The sequence below is a fragment of the Streptosporangium sp. NPDC049078 genome (assembly GCF_040648855.1).
Lineage (GTDB): Bacteria > Actinomycetota > Actinomycetes > Streptosporangiales > Streptosporangiaceae > Streptosporangium.
The window spans coordinates 40871-63359 of the sequence record NZ_JBEZEL010000010.1; the positions used below are offsets into that span (position 1 = coordinate 40871).

General features: G+C 70.5%; 20 protein-coding genes. 13 read left to right on the forward strand and 7 right to left on the reverse strand.

Annotation, left to right across the window (positions count from 1 at the left end; genetic code table 11):
- Positions 1 to 114 precede the first annotated feature (114 nt).
- From AB0B90_RS18195 to AB0B90_RS18205, 3 genes are read left to right on the forward strand one after another with little or no spacing between them, the layout of a single operon-like run.
- Positions 115 to 1032, forward strand: coding sequence for a sugar ABC transporter permease (locus AB0B90_RS18195; RefSeq protein WP_350949892.1), 918 nt, complete (start codon positions 115 to 117; stop codon positions 1030 to 1032).
- Positions 1033 to 1046: 14 nt separating this feature from the next.
- On the forward strand, positions 1047 to 2027 hold the full coding sequence (locus tag AB0B90_RS18200) for a carbohydrate ABC transporter permease (RefSeq protein WP_350949893.1): 981 nt from the start codon (positions 1047 to 1049) through the stop codon (positions 2025 to 2027).
- A 40-nt stretch (positions 2028 to 2067) separates the two neighbouring features.
- Entirely contained in the window at positions 2068 to 3633 is a 1566-nt protein-coding gene (locus AB0B90_RS18205) for a glycoside hydrolase family 13 protein (RefSeq protein ID WP_362923541.1), read from the forward strand.
- A gap of 36 nt (positions 3634 to 3669) precedes the next feature.
- Here AB0B90_RS18205 and AB0B90_RS18210 read toward each other — a convergent pair whose 3' ends face one another.
- Entirely contained in the window at positions 3670 to 4692 is a 1023-nt protein-coding gene (locus tag AB0B90_RS18210) for a GTPase (RefSeq protein WP_362923543.1), read from the reverse strand.
- 138 nt (positions 4693 to 4830) lie between these two features.
- On the opposite strand from AB0B90_RS18210, the gene AB0B90_RS18215 reads away from it, so the two are divergent.
- Positions 4831 to 8439 carry an AAA family ATPase gene (locus tag AB0B90_RS18215; protein WP_362923545.1) on the forward strand — a complete coding sequence of 1203 codons (3609 nt, stop codon included), beginning with the start codon at positions 4831 to 4833 and terminating at the stop codon, positions 8437 to 8439.
- Between the two features lie 190 nt (positions 8440 to 8629).
- Here AB0B90_RS18215 and AB0B90_RS18220 read toward each other — a convergent pair whose 3' ends face one another.
- A complete protein-coding gene (locus tag AB0B90_RS18220) occupies positions 8630 to 9808 on the reverse strand; it encodes an MFS transporter (RefSeq protein ID WP_362923547.1) in 1179 nt (392 codons plus the stop codon).
- A 242-nt stretch (positions 9809 to 10050) separates the two neighbouring features.
- A complete protein-coding gene (locus AB0B90_RS18225) occupies positions 10051 to 10809 on the reverse strand; it encodes a DeoR/GlpR family DNA-binding transcription regulator (RefSeq protein ID WP_350949898.1) in 759 nt (252 codons plus the stop codon).
- 57 nt (positions 10810 to 10866) lie between these two features.
- Between AB0B90_RS18225 and AB0B90_RS18230 the strand changes: the two genes are divergently transcribed.
- The 3 genes from AB0B90_RS18230 to AB0B90_RS18240 all read left to right on the forward strand — a co-directional run bounded on the left by AB0B90_RS18230 (position 10867) and on the right by AB0B90_RS18240 (position 13984).
- Positions 10867 to 11850, forward strand: coding sequence for a YafY family protein (locus tag AB0B90_RS18230; protein WP_350949899.1), 984 nt, complete (start codon positions 10867 to 10869; stop codon positions 11848 to 11850).
- 278 nt (positions 11851 to 12128) lie between these two features.
- Positions 12129 to 12884, forward strand: coding sequence for an alpha/beta hydrolase (locus tag AB0B90_RS18235; protein ID WP_350949900.1), 756 nt, complete (start codon positions 12129 to 12131; stop codon positions 12882 to 12884).
- 80 nt (positions 12885 to 12964) lie between these two features.
- Complete coding sequence (locus AB0B90_RS18240) at positions 12965 to 13984, forward strand: LLM class flavin-dependent oxidoreductase (RefSeq protein WP_362923550.1); 1020 nt, start codon at positions 12965 to 12967, stop codon at positions 13982 to 13984.
- A gap of 54 nt (positions 13985 to 14038) precedes the next feature.
- Here the strand turns inward: AB0B90_RS18240 and AB0B90_RS18245 are convergent, their stop codons facing one another.
- Positions 14039 to 14374, reverse strand: coding sequence for a hypothetical protein (locus AB0B90_RS18245; protein WP_362923552.1), 336 nt, complete (start codon positions 14372 to 14374; stop codon positions 14039 to 14041).
- A 140-nt stretch (positions 14375 to 14514) separates the two neighbouring features.
- Here AB0B90_RS18245 and AB0B90_RS18250 point away from each other — a divergent pair, with 140 nt between their 5' ends.
- From AB0B90_RS18250 to AB0B90_RS18260, 3 genes are read left to right on the forward strand one after another with little or no spacing between them, the layout of a single operon-like run.
- Positions 14515 to 15138 carry an ATP-binding protein gene (locus tag AB0B90_RS18250; RefSeq protein ID WP_362923554.1) on the forward strand — a complete coding sequence of 208 codons (624 nt, stop codon included), beginning with the start codon at positions 14515 to 14517 and terminating at the stop codon, positions 15136 to 15138.
- Positions 15135 to 16340: a response regulator gene (locus tag AB0B90_RS18255; RefSeq protein ID WP_362923556.1), complete on the forward strand. Its 1206-nt coding sequence runs from the start codon at positions 15135 to 15137 to the stop codon at positions 16338 to 16340. The genes AB0B90_RS18250 and AB0B90_RS18255 overlap by 4 nt, the downstream gene beginning before the upstream one ends.
- Entirely contained in the window at positions 16337 to 16819 is a 483-nt protein-coding gene (locus tag AB0B90_RS18260) for an SRPBCC family protein (protein ID WP_350949905.1), read from the forward strand. The genes AB0B90_RS18255 and AB0B90_RS18260 overlap by 4 nt, the downstream gene beginning before the upstream one ends.
- Before the next feature lie 53 nt (positions 16820 to 16872).
- Here the strand turns inward: AB0B90_RS18260 and AB0B90_RS18265 are convergent, their stop codons facing one another.
- On the reverse strand, positions 16873 to 18096 hold the full coding sequence (locus tag AB0B90_RS18265) for an NAD(P)/FAD-dependent oxidoreductase (protein WP_362923847.1): 1224 nt from the start codon (positions 18094 to 18096) through the stop codon (positions 16873 to 16875).
- Here AB0B90_RS18265 and AB0B90_RS18270 point away from each other — a divergent pair.
- The 3 genes from AB0B90_RS18270 to AB0B90_RS18280 all read left to right on the forward strand — a co-directional run bounded on the left by AB0B90_RS18270 (position 18082) and on the right by AB0B90_RS18280 (position 20479).
- Positions 18082 to 18774, forward strand: coding sequence for a TetR/AcrR family transcriptional regulator (locus AB0B90_RS18270; RefSeq protein ID WP_350949906.1), 693 nt, complete (start codon positions 18082 to 18084; stop codon positions 18772 to 18774). The genes AB0B90_RS18265 and AB0B90_RS18270 overlap by 15 nt on opposite strands.
- 310 nt (positions 18775 to 19084) lie before the next feature.
- Positions 19085 to 19645 carry a hypothetical protein gene (locus tag AB0B90_RS18275; RefSeq protein ID WP_350949907.1) on the forward strand — a complete coding sequence of 187 codons (561 nt, stop codon included), beginning with the start codon at positions 19085 to 19087 and terminating at the stop codon, positions 19643 to 19645.
- 15 nt (positions 19646 to 19660) lie between these two features.
- Complete coding sequence (locus AB0B90_RS18280; protein WP_350949908.1) at positions 19661 to 20479, forward strand: hypothetical protein; 819 nt, start codon at positions 19661 to 19663, stop codon at positions 20477 to 20479.
- Between the two features lie 177 nt (positions 20480 to 20656).
- Here AB0B90_RS18280 and AB0B90_RS18285 read toward each other — a convergent pair whose 3' ends face one another.
- Positions 20657 to 21064 carry an ATP-binding protein gene (locus AB0B90_RS18285; RefSeq protein ID WP_350949909.1) on the reverse strand — a complete coding sequence of 136 codons (408 nt, stop codon included), beginning with the start codon at positions 21062 to 21064 and terminating at the stop codon, positions 20657 to 20659.
- A gap of 331 nt (positions 21065 to 21395) precedes the next feature.
- Positions 21396 to 22409 (reverse strand): nitronate monooxygenase, encoded by a 1014-nt coding sequence (locus AB0B90_RS18290; protein WP_362923559.1) that lies wholly within the window; start codon positions 22407 to 22409, stop codon positions 21396 to 21398.
- Positions 22410 to 22489: the final 80 nt, after the last annotated feature.

Genomic DNA, 22489 nt, shown 5'->3' on the forward strand with positions numbered 1-22489 from the left:
GGGGTGTCTTTTCTTTCTGTTGGGTGGTGTTTTTCGCGCGCTGGCCGGGGGGGGGGGGGGGGCCCCCCCCGGCCCCCCCACCCCGGCACTCATGTCGATATCGGGAGTCAACCGATGACCACAATGACCGTGAAAGGTCCACGAAGGCGGAAGCCGGGAGCGTTGCGGCAAGGAGTGCGGCGCAACCTGACCGCCTACGGGTTCCTGTGCGCGGCGCTGATCTGTTTCGCCTTCTTCTCCTGGTACCCCATGGTGAGGGAGGTCCTGCTCAGCTTCCAGCAGACGAACTTCGTCGACGAGCCCACCTGGGTCGGCCTGGAGAACTTCCGTACCGTGACGGAGGACTCGGCGTTCGCCCAGGCGTGGCTCAACACCCTCGCCTTCACCGGCCTGGCGCTCGTGTTCGGCTACCTCGTCCCGTTCGTGGCGGCGATCGTGTTGAACGAGCTGCGTCACGCGCGGGCCTACCTGAGGTTCGTCGTCTACCTGCCGGTGATGCTGCCGCCCGCCGTCGGGGTGCTGCTGTTCAAGTGGTTCTACGACCCGGGAGCGGGCCTGTTCAACCAGATCCTGGACCTGGCACACCTGCCGGCCCTGAGCTGGCTCGACTCCACCGACACCGCGCTCATCTCCCTCGTCGTCGTCTCCACCTGGATGAACCTGGGAACCGGCACGCTGATCTACCTCGCCGCGCTGCAGAGCATCCCCGGCGAGCTGTACGAGGCCGCGGAGCTGGACGGCGCGGGGCTCATCCGGCGGGTCTGGCATGTGACGATCCCGCAGACCAGGCTCATCCTGCTGGTGATGCTGCTGCTGCAGATCGTGGCGACCATGCAGGTCTTCATCGAGCCGTACCTGCTCACCGGCGGCGGCCCGGAGAACGCGACGCTCACCGTCGCCTACCTCATGTACCAGTACGCCTTCAACTTCGGTGACTTCGGCGCCGGAGGCGCGCTCGGGCTGATGCTCATGGTCGTGCTGATGGTGTTCTCCGCCTTCTACCTGCGCCTGTCGCGGGACAACCAGAGCTAAGGAGGCAAGCGCCGATGTCGAACCTCACCGTGCAACCTGCTCGCCCGGCTCCCGTCCGGTCGCCGGAACCCGGCGGGGGAAAGAGGGGCGGGCGGCCGCGCAGGCCCAGGGAGGCGGCGCGGGAGGTGCGCAGCCTGGTCTCCCCGCACACCCTCACCACCCCGCACGGGCGGCTGATCTACCGCGTCGTGCTGACCGCGGTGGTGCTCCTGTTCACCGCCGTGTTCGTCTTCCCGCTCTACTGGATGGTCACCGGCGCGCTCAAGACCCCGGAGGAACTCGCCCAGATCCCGCCGAGTTTCTTCCCGACCTCCTTCGACCTCGGGGTGTACGCCGAGGCGTGGGACCAGCTGGACCTGGGGCTGTTCCTCACCAACACCGTCGTCTACGCCGGCGGCGCCTGGCTGTTCACGCTCGCCGTCGACGTCTCGGCCGCCTACGCGCTGTCGAAGCTGCGGCCGGTGCTGGGCAACGTGGTCCTGGGCATGATGCTCGCCACGCTCATGATCCCGCCGATGGTCATCCTGCTGCCCGCCTACCTGACGGTGAAGGACATGCCGATCTTCGGCTGGGACCTGCTGAACACCCCCTGGGTGATCTGGCTTCCCGCCGCGGCCAACGGGTTCTTCGTCTTCCTGCTCAAGCGTTTCTTCGACTCGATCCCCAGGGAACTACTGGAGGCCGCGCAGATCGACGGCGCCTCTCCGGTGCGCATCCTGTGGTCGATCGTGCTCCCCGTCTCCCGGCCGATCCTCGGCGTGGTGTCCATCCTCTCGGTGGTCAACGTCTGGAAGGATTTCGTCTGGCCCCTGCTGGTGCTGCCGGACGGGGAGAAGATGACGATCAGCGTGGGCATCGCCTCCCTTTCGGCGCAGATGCCGCAGAACGTGCTGATCGCCTCGCTGGTGATCGCGAGCATCCCGACGATGATCGTCTTTTTTGTCTTCCAGCGCAGCATCATGGCCGGTCTCACCGCCGGCAGCCTCAAGGGCTGACCTCGTCACCCACCTACGCTTACTAAGGAGTTGTTCCAGCATGTCCGAAACGTGGTGGCGGGGAGCCGCGATCTACCAGGTCTACCTCCGGAGCTTCGCCGACGGCAACGGCGACGGCGTCGGCGACCTCGCGGGACTGCGCGCGCGCCTGCCGTACCTCGCCGACCTGGGCGTCGGCGCGATCTGGCTCAACCCCTGGTACCCGTCGCCGATGGCCGACGGTGGGTACGACGTGGCCGACTACCGTGACATCGAGCCGTCGTTCGGCACGCTCGCCGAGGCGGAGCAGTTCATCGCCGAAGCGCATGCCCTGGGGATCAAGACGATCACCGACATCGTGCCCAACCACGGATCCGACCGGCAGCGGTGGTTCCTGCGGGCGCTGGAGGCCGGGCCGGGCTCACCCGAGCGCGAACGCTTCCACTTCCGCCGGGGACGGGGCGAGAGCGGCGAGTCGCCGCCCAACGACTGGCAGTCGATCTTCGGTGGGCCGGCGTGGACCCGGATCGCCGACGGCGAGTGGTACCTGCACCTGTTCGCGCCGGAACAGCCCGACTTCAACTGGGACAACCCGGAGGTCGTCGAGGAGTTCCACGACGTGCTGCGGTTCTGGTTCGACCGGGGCGTGGACGGCATCAGGATCGACTCGGCCGCCCTGCTGGTCAAGGACATGGACAGCCTGGGCGGCGAGGAGGCCTACACCGACCTGGACGGGGTCCACGAGATCTACCGCGGCTGGCGCCGGGTGGCCGAGGAGTACGACGACCGGATCCTGATCGGCGAGGTGTGGCTGCCCGACCAGGAGCGGTTCGCCCGGTATCTGCGCCCGGACGAGATGCACACCGCGTTCAACTTCGACTTCCTGGCGTGCGCCTGGGACGCGGCCGCGCTGCGCGGGTCGATCGACCTCACCCTGGCCACGCACGTCCCGCTGGGAGCGCCCCCCACCTGGGTGCTGTCCAACCACGACGTGACCCGTCCGGTGACCAGGTACGGCAGGGCCGACACCTCCTTCAGCCACGCCGACCGCAAGCACGGCATGCCCGCCGACCCGGTACTGGGTGAGCGCAGGGCCCGGGCGGCGGCGCTGCTGGCGATGGCGCTCCCCGGCGGGCTCTACGTCTACCAGGGCGAGGAGCTGGGACTGCCGGAGGTCGAGGACATCCCCGGCGAACTGCGCCAGGACCCGATCTGGGTGCGCTCTGGCCGCACCGACCCGGGCCGCGACGGCTGCCGGGTGCCGCTGCCGTGGTCGGGTGACGAGCCGCCGTTCGGGTTCGGCGCCGGGCAGGCGTGGCTGCCGCAGCCGCTGGAGTGGAAGGCGCTGACGGCCGAGGCCCAGGCCGCCAACCCCACGTCCATGTTCACCCTCTACCGCGCCGGGCTGCACCTGCGCCGCGAGTTGCTCGGCGACGGCACGCTGACCTGGCTGGAGGCGCGGGACGGGGTGCTGGCCTTCCGCCGGGAGTCGGGACTGGTCTGCGTGGTCAACCTCGGCGCGGAGCCGGTGACCCTGCCCGCCCACGAGTCGGTCCTGCTCGCCAGCGGCCCGCTGGAGGAGAACCTTCTTCCTTCCGACACCGCCGTCTGGCTCCGTACGGCCTGACCTTCCGCTCCGGCCGCCGGGATCCTCCTCTTCCGCTCAGAGGGGGATCTCGGCGAGGTCGAACGCCTTGGTGCCGCGTTCACCGTCCCAGATCATCAGATTGCCGTACGTGCGCGCCGTGGACACCGGCACCTCGGTGAGCTCCTCCACCTCCTGGAGAAGGCGCCGGAAGCGGAAGACGGCGCTGGGACCGAGCCTGTTCACGACGCCGGTCATCAGCCTCGCGAGGTTGAACCTGAACAGCGCCGAACAGGGCAGCACCCGATGGTTGTCGCGCAGCCGGGAGAAGACCTCCCGGTGCGCCGGGTAGCGCTCCGAGTAGGTGTCGCACACCTGCTGGGAGAAGTAACCGCGGTAGTGAACCCCCCTGCGGTCGAAGCCGAGCCTCTCGTCGGAGACGGTGAACTCCCCGGTGCCGTAGGTGCTCGCCAAAAGCAGGTCCGCGCGGGGTTCGAGAAAGACGCTCTCGTAGTAGGCGGCCTTCTCCTCCAGGCGACGCAGCAGCGCCCCGCCGGGGCCGAAGGTGCCCCGGTCCCCGCGCATGTCGAAGATCCACGGGGGAGGGGCGAGCACGTCAGCCTTGGTGAGGACGAAGGTGAGCTTGCTCATGATGAGCCGCCGTGTCTCGACCGCGACGGTGTCGAGCAGCCTGCGCAGGCACTGCTCGTCATAGGCGGTGGAAGGGCTGTCGGCGTGGCAGGCCCAGATGGCGATGTCGCAGTGGATCAGTCTCTCCAGATACATGGCCAGGTGGGTCTCGTCGGCGGCGTCGGACTCCCCGATGCCTGGCATGTCCCAGAAGGTCAGCATGTGACGTGAGGTGCCGGCCACCGAGACGGGTTCCGGTCTCCGGGTGACCGGCCGGACGTGACCGACGGCGAGGTCGGTACCGAAAAGGCTGTTCAGGAGAGACGTCTTACCTGCTCCCGTTTGTCCCATTATTGCCACACTTAGTGGTTTATCTGATCCTGCACTTCTCTCGCGCCGAATATTCTCTCTGGCCTTTTTCAGCTGGCCGTCGTCCAGCGGGCCGACGGAAAAGTCCTCGATCTTGGCCATGAGGGCGTCTCCTGTGACATCGTTGTCGAGCGCTTCGAGCCGGTTTCCGCGCTCATCTCCACGATGCGGCGAACAACCTTGCGATGACCTTGCAGCCGGAGCTGTCGCCGGAAAAACACGAATCGATCCTTTTGGGCGGTGGATGTGGCGAGCTTCGAGATCAGGCTGTTCGGCACCGTGGACATCGTGATCGACGGAGTGCCGCAGGAGATCAACCCGCAGCTGGCGAAGACGCTGGCCATGCTGGTCTCCGCCCGCGGCCCGATCTCCCCGGCCGCCCTGGCCTCCGGGCTGTCCGAACCGGCCGCGGACCGGCACGTGGAGGTGGCACCGCCCGTCTCGCGGCTGCGCGCACTGCTGCGCGGCAGTGGGCTGGACATCCCCGGGGCCAGGCGCTCACACGTCTACGAGCTGGTCGAGGACGCGCCCGGCCGCCTCGCCGCCACCGTCGACACGCGGCGCTTCGAGGCCTACCTGCGCGACGGACGGACACTGCTGGAACAGGGCGACCTCGCCGCGTCCCTGCGGACGCTGAGAGAGGCGCTCGGGCAGTGGTCCGGCGACCCGTTCGCGTCGCTGGCGGGCGCGTGGATCCCGCCCAGGGGCTGCGAGAGCTACCAGGCCGGGCTGAGGGAGCGGCGCCGTGAGCTGATCAGGCTCATCGCCCGCGTCGCCATCCGGCTCGACCTGCTGGGCGACGCGGAATTCCTCACCGGCGAGGTCCTCGCCGACGGGCAGCAGGACAGCGGCCCGCTGTGGCTGCTGCGCTTCCTCATCGCGCTGCGCGACGAAGGAGCGGTCGTCGCGAGGGAGATGATCGAGCGGCGCCGCGCGATCTCCCCCGGGGACGACGCGGTGAGCCGGGCGCAGGACCTGCTGGCCCTGCGCGGTCACGGCCTCGGCCACCCGCCGTCACCCCCCGCCGCCCGCGCCTACGGTCACGGCGCGCCGCGGGTCCTGATCGGCCGCAGGGACGAGATCCTGCTGCTGTCCACCCTGGCCGGACGGCTCGGACGCGGCGAGCCGGTGGCCCTGGCCGTCTGCGGCGTACCCGGAGTCGGCAAGACCAGGCTCGTGGAGGAGCTGGCCGTGCTGCTGCCACCGAAGGTGCGCATGGTGACCGTCCCGTGCCAGGAACTCGGCGACCTCCAGCCGTGGCGGGTACTGGTCGGGACCCTGTGGGAGGATCTGCGGCGCGACCTGGCCGGTCCGGCCGTCCCGATCGGCCCCGAGGAGCGCGAGACGCTGGAAGGACTGATGTCGGCGGGCCTGTTCGTCTCGCTCGGCGGACCCGGCCACGAACGCGACCCGCGGCGGCTGGTCGACCTGCTGGTCGCCCTGCTGCGCCTGACCTGCGGCGCCGGCCTGCTCGTCGTCTTCGACGACGCCCACCTGCTCCGTTCCGACGCCGAGGACCTGCTGCACAAGGTGCGAGAGGCCCTCGGGAAGCTCGGGAAGCTCGGGAGGCTCGGCGAGACACCCGTCGGCTTCGTGCTCACCGACCGTTCGGAGCCGTCGCGCTGGCGAGGGCGGATGGACGTGCTGACGCTGTCACGGCTGGGAATCGAGGAGGTGGCGGAATGGCTGGGCGCGACCTGGGGCCGCGAACCGACCCGCGCGGAGACCGGCAGGGCGATGGACGGCACCAAAGGGCTGCCGCTGGAGCTGTGCCGGATCACCGAGGCCGGTGACCTGCCCCGTGACCTCCCCGGGCACGACACCGCCTCCAGCCCGATGTTCCGCTGGTTCGCCGCGGCGGCCGTCACCGCCCTGGGCAGGGAGATCGACCCCGATCTCGTCGCGGAGATGCTGGAGATCGACACCGATGAGGCGAACCGCAGGCGCGCGGTGGCCGTGACGGCCGGAACGCTCATCGACCACCAGGGGCTGCGCTTCGGCCACGACACGATCAGGGAGAGCCTGCTGCGGGAGCTGAGGCACCACCCGGCACTCGCGATGGAACTGCACCGGCGGGCGTTCGAGATCCTGGACGAGCGGGCGGCGCGGATGAGCGGCGACGGCTGGATCGACCCGGCGCTGCCGGTACGCGTCGCGGAACACGCCCGCTCCTCGGGAAGCGGACTGCCCGAGGAACGCGTCGCCGCGGCCTGCCTCGGCGCCGCGCGGGCACAGCAACGCGGCTTCGCCACCGAGGGGGCGATCACCTGGGCACTGGCCGGGCTGGGAATGCGGTGCGACGCCGAGACCCGGGTCGGCCTGCTGATCACGCTGGGGGACGCGCGCACCGACGCCGGTGACCTGGAGGAGGCCGAGCGTCTGTACCTGCGGGCCCATCGCGACGGCGAGAAACTGCCGAGGCTCGCGGCGGTGGCGGCCATCAGGCTGGCGCGCCGCTGGTCGGCCCCCGGACAGGCCGACCGGCAACTGCTGCACGTGCTGGGCAGCAGCCTGGAGGCGCTGCGCGACGACATCGGCGAGGAGGCGGTCGCGCTACGGCTGCAACTGCAGGCGCACCTCGCCCACAAGCTGACCATGGCGGTCAGCGACAGCCTCGACCCCACGTACGCGGGCCTGCGGCCCGGAGTGGAGCTGGCCCGCGCGACGTTGGGCGAGCTGGAGAGGTCGGGGGCCGGGCCGCTCATCCGCTGCGAGGTGCTCAACGAGTGCAGATGGGGCCTGTACGATTTCGCGCCGCCGAAAGAGCTGCTGGGCATCGCCGAACGGCTCGGGGAGGCGAGCATCGAGGCGGCGTCGGCGCACTTTCGCAGCGAGGCCATGGTCGCCCTCACGGTCGACCGGCTCCGGCTGGGCCGTCTGAGAGAGGCCGCCGCCACCGTGGCCGGTCACCGCAGGCACGTCGCGCGCAACCACCGGGTCTTCGGAGCCTGGCTGCAGAACACCCTGGACACGCTGATGGACGTCTGGCAGGGGGAGTTCGGCCGGGCCGAGGAGCGGGTCCTGGCCGAGTGGCGTCGACTGGACGAGGAGAGCGAGGGCGAGACGGTCTTCGCCGACACGCTGCGGCAGACCCTGCTCGCGCAGCACTACTGGCTGCTGCGCGAGCAGGGACGGCTGGGGGAGATCTTCGACTCCGGGCTCGCCAGGCAGGCGGTCGAGTACGAGTACTTCCCGATCTGGCGTGCGGCGCTCATCCTGGCGCTCTGCGAGCTCTGCGAGCTCGGCGGGCACGAGGACGCGAGGGACCGGCTGAGGGCGTTCTTCCGCGAGACCTCCGACCTCGGCGCGCTGCCGCCGGAGGGGTGGTCGGTCCCGACGCTCGCCCTGCTGGCCGAGTCGTGCGCGCTTCTCATCGAGGCGGGGCACGGCGACCCCGAACTGTCGCGGTGCGCCGCTCTGGTGCGAGGGCGTCTGTCGGCCCACCGAGGGCAGATCGCGCTCGCCGGGTGGCCCGCGATCCTGCTGGGGCCGGCCGAGCGCTATCTCGGGTTGCTCGCGCTGGCCGAGGGGGACGCGAAGGAGGCGCTGCGCTGTTTCGACGAGGCACTGCTGCTCGCCGACGCCGCCTCCCCGCTGATCGCGCACCTCCACCTCGACCGTGCCAGGGCTCTGCTGGTGCGAGACGGCGCGGATTCTTCTCGGGAGGCCCGCGGGGACGCAGCGGAGGGCTTCGTAGCGGACTCGTCAGGGGGCCTGGCAGCGGCTTCGGTGGGGGAGGAGACGAGGGATCCCGGCGGGGAGGCCGCCCATCTGCTGCGCCGTGCGCTGCGCCTGGCCGAACGCCTGGGCATGGCCGGGGTCGCCGCCCGGGCACTGTCACTTCTTTGACCGTCCGGCGGGGTGCGCTCGCTTGCCTCGCACTGTGATCAAGGCCGCCGTGACCAGGCTGACCGGTGTCGAGGAGTGCCGGATGGATCAGATCGCGGCTCTTGGGCGTCGTATCGGCCGATGCCGCGCGTCCTGGACATCGACCCTCTTTGGAGGGTGTCCTCCCTCATGGCGCTCTCAAATTTTTGATCTACTTTGTAAAGGCCGGGGCCCTGAGCGCTCTCGCGGCCAGTGCGACGAAAAGAGCGAGCAGGGCGGGAATGGCGAGCGCGCGAGGCAGGCCGACCAGCTCGGCGGCACCGCCGATCAGCACGGGCCCGCTGAGAAATCCCACGTACCCCAGGCTCGCCACCCTGGCCAGCGCCTTTCCCGCGCGGGCCGGGTCGCGTCTGCCGGCCGCGGAGAAGACCTGCGGGACGATGCAGGACAGGCCGGCCCCGAAGCAGCCGAAACCGATCACCGCGGCGATCTGGTTTCCGGCGAGCAGGCCGAAGCCGAGCCCGGAGGCGGCCAACGCCCCGCACGCGCGCACCAGGTTCACCGGTCCCAGCAGGGCTGCCAGCCTGTCGCCGGCGAGACGGCCCGCGGTCATCATGATCGAGAAGGCGGCGTAGGCGACCGCGGCGAACCCGTCGGAACTGTTGAGGCTCTCGCGTAGATAGACCGAGCTCCAGTCGGCCGCTGCCCCCTCGCCGATCATGCAGCAGAAGGCGAGGACGCCCAGCAGCAGCACCCCGCCGCCTCCGTTTCCGCCGCCGGCCGCCGGCCCCGTCCCGGTGGGGGCGGTGTGCGCGGTCAGGGACAGCGCCCAGCGGGTGGCCCAGAGCGCGAGCGCGACGATCACGACGGCGGCCGCGGTGAACGTCTGCCCGGGGCTGAACGCGGCCTGGGCGAGCAGCCCTCCCGCGGCGGCGCCGAGGAAACCGCCGATGCTGAACACGGCGTGGAAGGACGACATGATCGGACGGCCCGTGGCCTGCTCGACCTCGACGGCGTTGGCGTTCATCGCCACATCCAGCGTGCCGTGCACCGCGCCGAAGGCGAACAGCGCGAGGGCGAGGCCGACGAGGTTCGGCATGAAGGCGGGCAGGATCAGCACGAGGGCCTGCGCGAAGGCCATCGGCAGCATCACCTTGACGCTGCCGTGGCGGTCGACCAGGCGGCCGACCACCTGCATGCCGGCGATCGCCCCGGCGGCGATGCCGAGCAGCCCGAGGCTGAGCTCGCCCTCGCTCAGCCCCAGCCCCTGTTTGATCGACGGGATGCGCGCCGTCCAGGTGCCGATGGACATGCCCGAGAGCAGGAAGAGCAGATAGACCGCGACCCGGCCGCGTAGCAGCGCGGCCCGGTCGAAGGTGGTGACGTGCATGGGGGAGGGCTCCAGTCGGACGGTGCGGATCGGAGGAGGGCGGGTGGGCCGTTGCGTCTCCGGCGGGTTCGCCGAGCGGGGATTCCGGTTCCGGCCGGTCGCCGGGGTCGGGCGACGTGGGGCGGATGGCATGGCTCGGACGGTGCGGACCAGGTGATGCGGATCGAGGGGGACAGGTGCGGCGGCGCAGGTGATGCGAATCAGGTCGTGTGATTCAGGTCGTGTGATTCAGGTCGTGCGGGTCAGACCGTGCGGACGGCGACGCCTGCGGCGATCATGGCGTCGTGCTCGGCGGGGGGCAGCGCGGTGTCGGTGATGACCATGTCGAGGCGGTCCAGCGGGCAGACGGCGCCGAACGCGGTGCGGGTGAACTTGCCGGAGTCGGTTGCCGCGATCACGCGCCGGGCCGAGGCGATCGCCGCCTGCTTGACGGCGACGTCGGACAGGTCGTGGGCGGTGAGGCCGTGCTCGGCGGACAGGCCGCAGCAGCCGATGACCGCGGTGTCGAAGCGCAGGGACCGGATGGCGCTCTCCGTCAGCGGGCCGGTGAAGCTCAGCTCGCCCGGGCGGACCTCACCTCCGGGGAGCACCAGGCGGATCCGGGAGGCCGAGCTGAGCTCGGTGGCCGACTGCAGGCAGAGCGGCAGGACCGTGAGACGGCGGTCGCGGATCACGCGCGCGATCTCCAGGGAGGTGGTGCCGCTGTCGAGCAGCACGGCCTCCCCGTCGGCGAGCAGGGCCGCGACCTCGGCGGCGATCCGCCGCTTGGCCTCCACCGCCTCGCGCTCGCGCACCCCGAAGGGCGGCTCCTCGCCGCGCAGCAGCAGGCTCACCGCGCCACCCCTCACCCGCCTGACCACGCCTTGCTGGGCGAGCTCGTCGAGGTCGCGGCGGATGGTCATCTCAGAGACGGCGTGCTCGACCGCCAGCTCCGCGACCGAGACGACGTCGCTGGCGCGCAGTGCCGACATGATCGCGCGAATGCGATTGTTACTCTCCACGTGTTCATTTGAACATAGGCTGTGTGAGACTGGCAAACGTGCGTGACAATGGCCGCCATGCGCGCGAGTCGTCTGCTCTCACTGCTGCTACTCCTGCAGAGCCGCGGTCGGATGACGGCCACCGAGCTGGCCGAGGAGCTGGAGGTCTCCGTCCGCACGGTCTACCGGGACGTGGAGGCGCTGTCGGCGGCCGGGGTGCCGGTCTACGCCGACCGCGGCCCCGTCGGCGGATACCGCCTGCTGGACGGCTATCGCACCCGTCTCAACGGGCTGACCGCCGAGGAGGCCTCCTCCCTGTTCCTGGCCGGACTGCCGGGACCGGCCGCCGACCTGGGGTTGGCCGAGGTCGCGGCCAACGCCGAGCTGAAGATGCTCGCCGCGCTTCCACCCGAGCCGCGCTCGCTCGCCTCCCGGATGCGCCGGCGCTTCCACCTGGACGTTCCCGGCTGGTACGGCGACGCCGACTCGGCCCCCTTCCTTGGGGAGGTGGCCCAAGCGGTGTGGGAGCAGCGGCCGCTGCGGATGACCTACCGCCGTTGGGGGCCTCGCGACGTCGAGCGCCTGGCCCACCCGTACGGCCTGGTCCTCAAGGGCGGGGCGTGGTACATGGTGGCGAGCGCCGGTGAGGGAGGACCACGCACCTACCGGGTGTCGCGGATCCTGAGCGCCGAGCTCGCCCAGGGGCACTTCGAGCGTCCCGCCGACTTCGACCTGCCCGCCTTCTGGCGCGACTACACCGCCGGCTTCCGCGAGCGGATGCACACCGGTGAGGCCGTGGTGCGGATGGCACCGGGCAACGAGAGGATGCTGCGCCACACGGTGGGCGCGGAGGTCGCCGAGGCCGCGCTGGCCAAGGCGGACCCGCCCGACGAGCACGGCTGGGTCGTGCTGCGCCTGCCGATCCAGTCCGCCAAGCAAGCCCACTGGCAGCTGCTGAGCCTGGGCGCCGACATCGAGGTCCTGGAGCCACCCGAGCTGCGCGAGCGGATGGCCGCCACCGTAGCCGACCTCGCCGCGCTGTACGGCACGGATCCCGGCTGAGGGCGGCCCCGCCCGCTCCTCGCACCGGACTCGCCTCGACCGCGCACTCGCGGAGCCGGCCCGCCCTCGTCCTTCGGTCCGCTCGTGGACCTCGGGCCGTCCGGCCCGCTTTCGTCCTCGGCCGGTCCGGCTCCCCCGGCTTGCTCCTGCCCCCGCCCGGCTCGCCTGCTTCAGGGACCGTACCCCTGCGGTTAACCGATTGCGGAGAGCGGAAACAGCGGCGACGATGGCCGAATGCTCTTGCTCACCTCGCACGACCCTCGTTCTCCTGAGGCCCGATGACGCTCGCCTACGACGAAGCGGGAGCGGGCGAGGTCGTGGTGCTGCTGCACTCCAGCGCCGCCGACTCACGGATGTGGGACCCGCAGTGGGAGGCGCTGACCGCCCGCTTCCGAGTGATCCGGCCAGATCTGCGGGGTTACGGCCGCACACCGTACGCCTCCGAGACCCCCTACTCCGATCCCGGCGACGTGGCCGATCTCCTCGCCGCCCTCGCGGTGGAGAGGGCCGCGCTGGTCGGGGCCTCCTACGGCGGCCAGGTCGCGCTGGAGGTGGCCACCGCACATCCCGCCCTGGTCTCCCGGCTGGTGCTGCTCAACCCGGGGTGCGGGCTGCCACCCACCCCCGACCTCGTCGTGTTCGGCGAGGAGGAGGACCGGCTGCTGGAGGCGGGTGAGGTCGAGGCCGCGGTGGAGCTCAACGCCCGCACCTGGCTCGGCCCCGAGGCGGACGGGCGGGCCCGCACCGGGCAGATGGCCATGCAGCGCCACGCCTTCGAGGTCCAGCTCGCCGCCGACCCCGAGCCTTCACAGCTGGAGGGGGAGATCGACCTGGACCGGGTGACCATGCCCACCCTGGTGGTCGGCGGCGCCCACGACCTGCCCTACTTCCAGATGACGGCCCGCCACCTGGCCGACAGACTGGCCTCGGTGACGGCGGTGCACCTGGAGTGGGCCGGGCACCTGCCGAGTATGGAGCGCCCCGGGGAGATCACCTCCCTGATCCTCCGGCACCTCACCCGGCCCGCGGGCTGAGAGCGCCGGAGCCGACCATGCCCGGCGAGGCGGCCCGGGACCACGTAGGAGATCCACGCCGGAGGTGTTCGATGGGCAGGATGCGGATCGGAATCTTCCTGGTCGCGGCGGGTTTCCCCGGCAGGCCGCAGGGACAGGTGCTGCGCGACTGCGTGGAGGCGATCGCGGTCGCGGAGGAGGCGGGGTTCGACGACGCCTGGATCGCCGAGCACCACTTCATGTCGTACGGGGTGTGCCCGTCGGCGGCCACGCTGGCGGCGGTGGCGCTCGGCGGCACGCGGACGATCGGGGTGGGGACGGCCGTGAGCGTGCTGTCCACGCAGCACCCGGTGGCGCTGGCCGAGCAGGCGGCGATGCTGCACCACCTGTCGGACGGGCGTTTCGCGCTGGGGGTCGGCAGAGGCGGGCCATGGGTGGACCTTGAGGTCTTCGGCACCGGCCTGGCGAGATTCGAACGCGGCTTCGCCGAGTCGCTCGACCTGCTGTGCCGGGCACTGGGGGAGCGCACGGTGTCGGCCGCGGGGGAGTTCTTCCGTTTCCGCGAGGTCGCGATGGTACCGGCGGTGTCGCTGCGGCCCGTCGTGGCGTGCACCTCGCCGCAGACGGCGCTGCTCGCGGCCACGCGGGGACTGCCGATGCTGCTCGGCATGCACATGGACGACGCGGGCAAGGCCGCGATGCTCGCCGGCTACGAGGCGGCGCTCCCGCCCGCGCCGGGAGCCGTCGCGTCGCCTTCACCGGGCGCGGACGCGGTCCGGCACGTGGCCGCCGTCGTCGGATACGTCGCCGACTCGACGGCGGCGGCCGTACGCGAGCTGAGGAGCGCGATGCCCCGCTGGCTGGAGCCTGGCCTGAAGGGGTACGTGCCGGTGGACGGTCGCAGGCGGCCCGGGCGAGACGTGGGGGAGTACGTCGACTTCCTCACCGATGTCCATCCGGTGGGTGACGCCGGCCACTGCGTGGAGACGATCAGGCGCACCCGCGAGGTGACCGGGCTCGAGCACCTGATCCTCATGGTCGAGGGTGCGGGCGAGCACGCCCGCACCCTGGAGAACATCCGCCGGTTGGGCGCCGAAGTACTGCCGCAGCTCCACGGCTGAGGGCCCACGGGCCGCTTGGTCAATTTGATCTACATCGTAAAGATGGCCGGTTGGTCACACATCACGCATCCAGAAAGACAACCCTCCACCCAGAAGCGCGGCGGCCGCCCAGGCCGCCGGTACGCTCAGACCGGTCCATGGACCGAGGGGGAGCGTGGCGAGGTCGGTGGTGGCCTGTACGGCGAGCCCGGCGTTCATCGGGGAGATCTGCCAGAGAAGCCGCTGCCGGCCGGCGTCGGCGACCATGAGGATGAGGGCGGGGAAAAGGTAGAGCAGGCCGAGTACGACCCCGACGGCGGTGGCGGAGTCTCGGACGACGGTGGCGACCCCCAGGCCGAACAGGGCGATCAGCGTCAGATAGAGGACCGACCCGGCGGCGGCGCGCAGCATGGGAGCGCTGGTGAGGGCGAGCGTTATCCCCCTGGGTGACGGTCAGACCAGGGGTGCGATGCCGGTCTGGGTCCAGTTCGTACCGTCGGTGGATTCGTATCCGGTGAGGGTGTCGCCGGAGCGGGTCAGCCGGAGCCGGCGTGGCGATTGCCGGGAGACGCCACCCGGCCGGCCGGCTGCGCACCGAACTCGATCAGGTCGATCGGCTGCTGGAAGGTTTCCTCACGCTCGCCCGCGCCCAGCGCGGTGCCCTGGCCGACCGCACGAGGCTGTCGCTGCGCGAACTGGCGGGCGCCGCCCTGCACGCCCGGGCCGCCGACATCAGCGCCCATCGCCTCGTCGTCGACTCGGCGGGCTGTGTCGACGACGGCGCGTGGACGCGGGGGAACAGTACGCTCCTCACCCGAATGATCGACAACGTCATCGACAACGTCATCGACAACGCCATCACCCACAACCGCGAAGAGGGCTGGATCCGCCTCACCACCACTGACGACACCGACGACACCAAGGCCCGGCTCGTCGTCGAGACCGGCGGAGGCGTCTTCGACCAGGAGCAGGTCGACCGGCTGGTGGAGCCCTTCCAGCGTCTTGGCGCCGACCGTACCCACTCCGGCAGCGGCTTCGGGCTCGGCCTTTCGATCGTCGCGGCCATCGTCGCCGCGCACGGCGGCACCCTCGACCTGCGGGCCCGGCCGGAAGGCGGCCTGCGCGTCGCCGTCTCGCTGCCCCTGGTGGCCGTGCCGGCGGAGGTTGCGGCGTGAGAGTGCTCGTGGTCGAAGACGCCCGCGCTCTCGCCGCCGTGCTCGTCGAAGGCCTGAGCGATCAGGGCATGGCCGTGGACGTGGCCCACGACGGCCTGGAGGCCGCCGCCAAGCTCGACCTCAACGCCTACGACGTGGTCGTCCTCGACCGCGACCTGCCGGGCATCCACGGCGACGCCCTCTGCCGGATGATCGCCGAGCGCGACGAGCGCGTCATGGTCCTGATGCTGACCGCCGCCGGCTCGCCCGCCGACCGGGTCACCGGCCTGACCTTGGGGGCCGACGACTACCTGGCCAAGCCCTTCCACTTCCCCGAGCTGGTGTTGCGCATTCGCTCCCTGGCCCGCCGCCGGCCCACCGCCCGGCCTCGCACGCTGCGCGCGGCCGACATCGAGCTCGACCCGCTGCGCCGCACCGCTCGGCTCGTCTGGCATCTGGTCCGGAGGCTCTGTCTCCTTCCGGGAGCGGGCCGGGTGGGTGGCCCCGGGACGTGGGGGCATTGGGGGGCGGGGAGGCAGGGGGGCGATCGTGCATGCTTCGATCCCTGCTTCTTCGTGTGCCTCTCCGATTTTTCCTGGGGGCCGTCAGGGATGGCTGACAAAGTATGGAAGCACGTAATATTGTTGCCCTTCATGATGAAGGACGTAAATATCTATGAGAGTGACCCCGAGGGCTTCCTCTACGATCCTCGGGTCAGGGTCGCGATGGCCCGGTTCGCCGACGACGACGGAGACCTGGGGGACCTGCTCACCTTCGAGGCGGGTGCCGCCGTCCGGACCGCCAACCATGCCGTCGAGCGCATGCGCGCCCACGGCTCCCAGGGGCGAGGGGTCAGCGCGGGCGCGCTCGACCTGCTGATCCGTCTCCACGCCGGCGAACGCGGCATCAGCATCGGCGAGCTGGCCCGGGCGGCCGGGATCAGCCCCCGCAACGCCACCGGACTGGTCGACACATTGGAGCACGACGGGCTTGTCCGTCGGGTTCCCGACCCCGGGGATCGACGTTCGGTCCTGGCCGAGATCACATCTGCGGGACGGGCGTGGGTGGAGGCGTTCCGCGAGCCGTCGCGGCTCGCCATGCGGGCGATGTTCCAGGGGTTCACCCCTGAGGAGCTGATCGTTCTGCGCGACCTGTGCCTGCGGCTGGCCGCCAACCAGCATCGCCTCGCCGACCACCTGCGCCAGGTCGGACAGCGGCCATGACCGCGACCATTCGCCACGAGATCGTCATCGAGGCGTCTCCCGAGCACATCTGGGATGTGCTGCGTGACGTCGGAGCCGTGCACGAACGTCTGTTGCCGGGCCGTGTCACCGATACCCGGCTGGAGGGGAACGAGCGGTTCCTGACCTTTCCCGATGGGCACGTCATCCGCGAGTTGATTGTCGCGATCGATGATGATTCCCGCTGCTTGACCTATTCGGTTGTCGAAGGCGCGAGACCACCGCTCGAGCACCACCACGCCTCGTTCGAAGTCCACCCGGAGAGTGACGAAAGAGGGCGGCTGATCTGGACCACCAACGTGCTGCCCCACACGCGAGCCGCCGAGGTCCGCGTTCGCATCGAGCACGGCGCACGGGAGATGAAACAGGCGATCGAGGCCGCAGTAAACCCTTGCCGTCCAGTAGCGTCGGCTGGTACTGCATCTGTTTCGGTTGCCAAGGGGCGCGACCGTCCCCGGTGACCGCAGGGACACCGCACGGGCCGGTCGGGCGTCGGTGCTCTCGCGCCTGGCGTTCAGGAGGGCTGGACCTCGTCGAAGAGGGCGAGGGCTTCGGCGGGGTCCGGGCTCACGAGGCGTTCCAGACCGGCCGTCGTGAATTTCGCCCACCTGTCGGCCCGTGTCCACATCCGTTCCTCGAAGGCGCGGACGGCCTCGTCCAGCTCCTCTGGGCCGGGGGCGGCGGCGACGGCCTCGGCGAGTTCCGCGCCCTCCAGCATCGCGAGGTTCGCGCCCGCCCCCAACGGGGGCATCAGGTGGGCGGCGTCGCCCAGTAGCGTCACGCCGGGGACGTGGGTCCAGGTGTGGGACACGGGCAGGACATGGAGGGGGCGGTGGAAGAAGGCGGTGCCGTGGCGGAGGAGGTCGAGGACGGGGGAGGCCCAGCCGTCGAACAGGGTGAGCAGGCTTGATCGCACGGCCTCGACGTCGGCCGGGTCCAGGCCCGCATCCGGGCCCGTGCGCCGCTGCGGGTTCGTGTGCCAGTCCAGCGGCGCGCGGAACTGGGCGTACACCTTGACGTGGCCGCCGCTGTTGCGCTGGGCGACGAGGGCGCGGTTCACGCCGTACACGGCGACGGAACCGTCGCCGATCAGCCGGGCGAGGTCGGGGTGGCGGGTGTCGACGTCGTCCAGGGAGGTCTCGACCAGGGTGACGCCGGTGTAGTGCGGTGTCGCGGACGAGAGTGCCGGGCGGACCCTGGACCAGGCGCCGTCCGCGCCGATCACGAGATCGAACGTCTCCTGTCGTCCGTCCGTGAAACGGATCAGCACGCCATCCTCGGTTTTCGGCACCACCTGCGCCACGCCCCGCCCCCATTGGACGTCGAGGGGGCCGAGCAGCAGGTCACGGAGTTGCCCTCGGTCGATCTCGGGATTGGCGCGGTCACCCGGACGCGGTTGCCAGTCGCGCAGGACGGTCCCGTCCGTGTCCAGGATGCGCATGGCCTGTCCCTCGGGGCGAGACAGCGCCTGGAAGTGCGTCAGCAGTCCTGCCTTGTCCAGCGCGAGCTGGCCCATCTCTTCGTGCAGGTCCAGCGTGCCGCCCGGGGGGCGCGCGTCGGGGGCGGGATCGCGTTCGAGAATGGTGGCGCGGTGACCGTGGCGGTGCAGGACGCGGGCGAAGGTGAGGCCGGCGGGGCCGCCCCCGACCACAGCGATACGGTGTCTCATGTCGATACACTGTATTTGATCATTACGGTGTATCGCAACAGTACGATGTAGTCCATGACTGTGTGGGATCGGCCGGAACCGACGGCTCGCCCCGTGCCGCTCGACCGGGAGCGAATCGTCGCCGCCGCCATCGCGCTGGCCGACGAGGGGGGACTGGAGGCGGTGTCGTTGCGCAAGGTCGCCGCCCGGCTGGACGTCGGCCCGATGCGGCTGTACGGATACATCTCCACCAAGGAGGAACTGTTCGACCTCATGGTGGACGAGGTTCACGCCGAGATCCTCCCCGAGGAACGGTCCGGTGACTGGCGGGAGGTGCTGCGCATCCGCGCCCACCGCACCAGGTCGGCCACCCTCCGTCACGAATGGCTGGCCGACCTGCTCGGTGGCCGGCCGACCCTGGGGCCGAACGCCCTCGCCGTGAACGAGACCACGCTGGCCGCCCTCGACGGCCTCGCCGACCTCGACACCGTGCTGCGCGCCGTGGAGACCGTCGGTGCCTACTTCACCGGCGCGATCAGACGCGAGGTCGCGGACCTGCGGGCCGAGCGTGCCACGGGCCTGTCCAAGCTCGACTGGCAGCGCGCCTCCGGTCCGTATGTGAGCAGGATGCTGGCCACGGGCCGCTTCCCGGCGCTCGCCAAGGCCATACACGACGGCACGGAGGTGGACGCCGAGACGTCTTTCACGACGGGCCTGGAGTGGGTCCTCGACGCCGTGGCCGCCAAACTCGCCCGCCCGTCGGCGTGACACTCAGGATTTCCAGCTCACATCATCAGAAAAACACATATTTAATTCCCCGCATCCGACTTGTTGGGCATTTGCGATAAATCGCCGCGAAAATAATCAAGAGCGAAATTTCGGTGCGCATGCGAAATCATAAATCATATGGCGGCGAAACATCGCTTAATGATTTTAATTTTCTTGACACAATAGAACGACAATGAAACTTTTATTTTTACCGCGCGCCGATCGAGGTCGGCGCCGCGCGTGCTTTCAACCGCCGGACGGGGGTGCGCGACAGCCCCGATCCTGCTCGACTCAGCTCGGAGGTGCGGTCATGCGTCACTCTTTTCGTACGATCTCCACGACGGTCGGCATCGTGGGCGCGTTGCTTCTCGGGATGTCACCGACCTCGGCGAGCGCGGCCCTGGCGCGACCCGCGCCCGCCCCTCCGCCCGCGCCCGCTCCCGTTCCGGCACCCGCGCCCGCAGGTGGTGAGGCGATCTCAAGAAACACGAGTTCCCCGGAGAACGGCCGATCGCTTTCCGCGGTGTGTTACTTCGAGACCAGGGGCGACTACGTCCACGTCTCCAGCTCCGCCTTCGAGGCGTCCGGGCACGGCTGGTGGATCAACGGCAACTGCAATGCCACGCTCGCGATCGTCACCGTGCAGCTGCAGCAGTATTACGCTGACGGCAGCTGGAGAAACGCCGGCACGGTGGGCAGCGCGACGGTGAGGTCCGGCGGCGGGGCCGGCAACCGCGCGACCGGGCGTGCGGGCTGCAACAGCAGCAGCCTGACCGGGTGGCGTAGCGTCATCGACGTGGACCTGGTCGGCCTGGCCGACGACCCGGGCAAGCTCGTCACCCCGGGCCAGAACATCTACTGCAGGCGGTGACCCCGAGGAGGCGACGTGAGTATCAGACCGGCCGGCACCATGCTCGTGTCTTTGCACGGTGAGCTGGCGCCGCATCCGTGGCGAGATCCTCTCGTCGCCTCCTCCGACGCCTACAGCCTGTTCGTCGCGAGAGCATCCGCGATGGGATGGCTCACCGAGGCCGCGCAGAACGCGTCCGGCGGCCTGTGGGGTATGAACGACGCCGGGCAGGATCCGCTTCCGGAGTCATCGCGGCCGGCGCGCGTCGCGTGGTTTCAGGTGTCGTTGACCACACCGGTCCCGGCCGGTCGGCCCTTGCCGGTGCAGGCGTTCCTGTCGTGCGCGGACGACGTCGTGGCCCGTATCGGCGCTTTGCGTCTGGAGGCGCTTCAGGTCCTGCTGCCCGTGCAGAGTCTTGAAGCGCCGGCGGACACCTCGTCGCAGGGGAGCGCGGTGATGACCCTGCTCCAGGACGCGGGCTGGTTCGCCGACGGTGACCCGCACCTGCGAACACGGGTGCGGGTGACGCTGGACGGCGGGCAGGATCCGTCCATCCGCTCGGCGGCGCCCGAGATGCTCAGGTGGATGCGGGGGCTCGATCAGGACGTCTTCTCGTGCGACTCGCTCACCGTGACGGACGACGACGTGATCCTGGAACCCGCCGTCATCGACGAGTTGTGGCTCGGTCCCGCCTGTCACCGAGTCGCCCTGCGCGGAACCCTGGCCGAGTGGTCGTTGGACGCGCTGGGGTGGCTGGCCGCCTTTCTCGCCGACGCGAGTGCCCGGCACGGGGTCGGCACCCCGCTGATGTTCACGGCCGCCCGCGCGAAGGAGCCGGACTCGCGCACCGGCTGAGCCCGCCGCGGCCTGCCGTGCGTGCGGAACGCGGTCTCGTCGCAGGGCGCGGGCCGGTGGGCGATGACCGCAGCCTGGCCCTCTTACGGCGCCGGCCGTCATGTCGCCGCTCACGGCGGTTCTTCTGCGACACCGGTCACGTCACGACGTCGACCCGGTCGAAAGAGCCTCGGCGGGCTATCCGGCGGCGCCGGAGACGGCGTTCAGGTGCATCCGCAGCCGGACGAGGGATCGGCCGTCGCTCTGGCGGATGCTGAACTCGTCGCAAAGCCGGCCCATCAGCCACAGCCCGAACCCGCGCACCGAGCCCGGGGCGGGCCGGGGGCGGTCGGCCTGCTCGGGGGTGAGGCGTCCGGCGTCGTCGACGACGTCGATGACGAGGTCCGCCTCGTCGTGCCAGACGCTCACGCTTCCGGCCGCGTCGCCGTGCTCCAGCACGTTGATGACCGCCTCGTTGGCCGCGAGCAGCAGGTCGTCGCGCCGGGTTCCGGCCAGGCCGACCTGGCTCATGTAGCGGTGCAGATGCCGCCGCAGGCCGATCAGGTCGGTGCTGATCGGCCAGTGGCCACGCTGGTCGGTGTGCATGCCCGTCCCCTTTACGTGAGTGCCGTCTGTGGCTTTCACCGGGGGCGCTACCGACGTGTCCGCCAGAACCAGAACGGTCGCTGTGAAAGTTGTGCAAGGTCACTACCCATCCTGACCTGCTCAATCATCCATTTGTGGTGGGAGCGCTCCCTCCCCAGGTGAGGTCACCGAAGCCGTGTTCGGCGGGGGAGGAGCCGGAGCCGGCGGGCTTTCTCGTATCGCGGCGCGTACCGGTCGCATGGTTGTCCGTGACCTGTCACGCGGGTGGTTTCCGGGCCTGGGACCTGTGGTGAGTCCGGTTTTTTCCGGTGGTGTGGGCCGAGGGCCGGTTTCAGATCGCGGCCAGGCCGGCGGTGACCTCCGCCGCGGGCGCCTCGCGTGCCCGCCTCCAGGAGGTGCCCGCCCACAGGTGCAGCGTCTGCGTGTCTCCGCCGGCCGCCGCGGCGCGGCGCAGCGGCGCCGTCAGGTGGTGGATCTGCGGGTAGGCCGCGGGGGCCCGGCCGGAGTACTCCGTCATGAACCGGTTGACCAGGCCGCGTGCGGGCCGCCCGGTGAAGGCCCTGGTAACGGCGGTGCGGGTGAAGTGAGGATCGGTCAGCGCCGCGCGGTGGGTCGCGCCGGTGCCGCTTTCGGGACAGAGCAGGAAGGCGGTGCCCGCCGCGGCCGCGGTCGCTCCCGCCGACAGGACCCGGGAGACGTCGGCGGCCGTGGCGACGGCACCGCCCGCGATGAGGGGAAGCCGTGAGACCTTCCGCACCTGAGACAGCAGGCGCTCCAGGGGCATCGCCTCGGCGTCCGCGTTGGTGAACGACCCGCGGTGGCCGCCGGCCTCCTCACCTTGGACGCACAGTATGTCGGCGGCCGAGGCGAGCCGCGCCTCGGCCGCCGACGTCACCGTGACCACCACGGTGGTACCCCTGTCGCGGAACGCCTGGACCAGCTCGTCCTGTGGGCACCCGAAGGTGAACCCCACCATCGCCGGCGGATCCGCCAGCAGGTCGGCGACCTTGGCGGGGAAGTCGTCGTCGCCCCCGACTGGGACTCCCAAGGTGGTGCTCAGCCGCCGTGCCTCTTTCCCGATGGCTCGCGCGTAGTCGTCGATCTCGGCCTGGTCGACGTCGTCGGCCGTGGGCATGAACACGTTCACCCCGAACGGGTGGGAGGTGAGCTCGCGTGTCCGCTCGATCTCCTGGCGCATCTGCGCGGCCGTCTTGTAGCCGGCCGCGAGAAACCCCAGGCCCCCGGCTTCGGACACGGCCGCGGCCAGTTCGGGGGTGGAGGCCCCGCCGGCCATGGGAGCCTGCATGACCGGCAGCCTGGAGGGCCATCGCACCGGGTCGGACATCGACACCGCCTTCTTCTCGTCTCCTTCGGCACCCGGTCGTCACCGGCGTCACGACGGTGAACGAGCCGAACGGCCAGGAC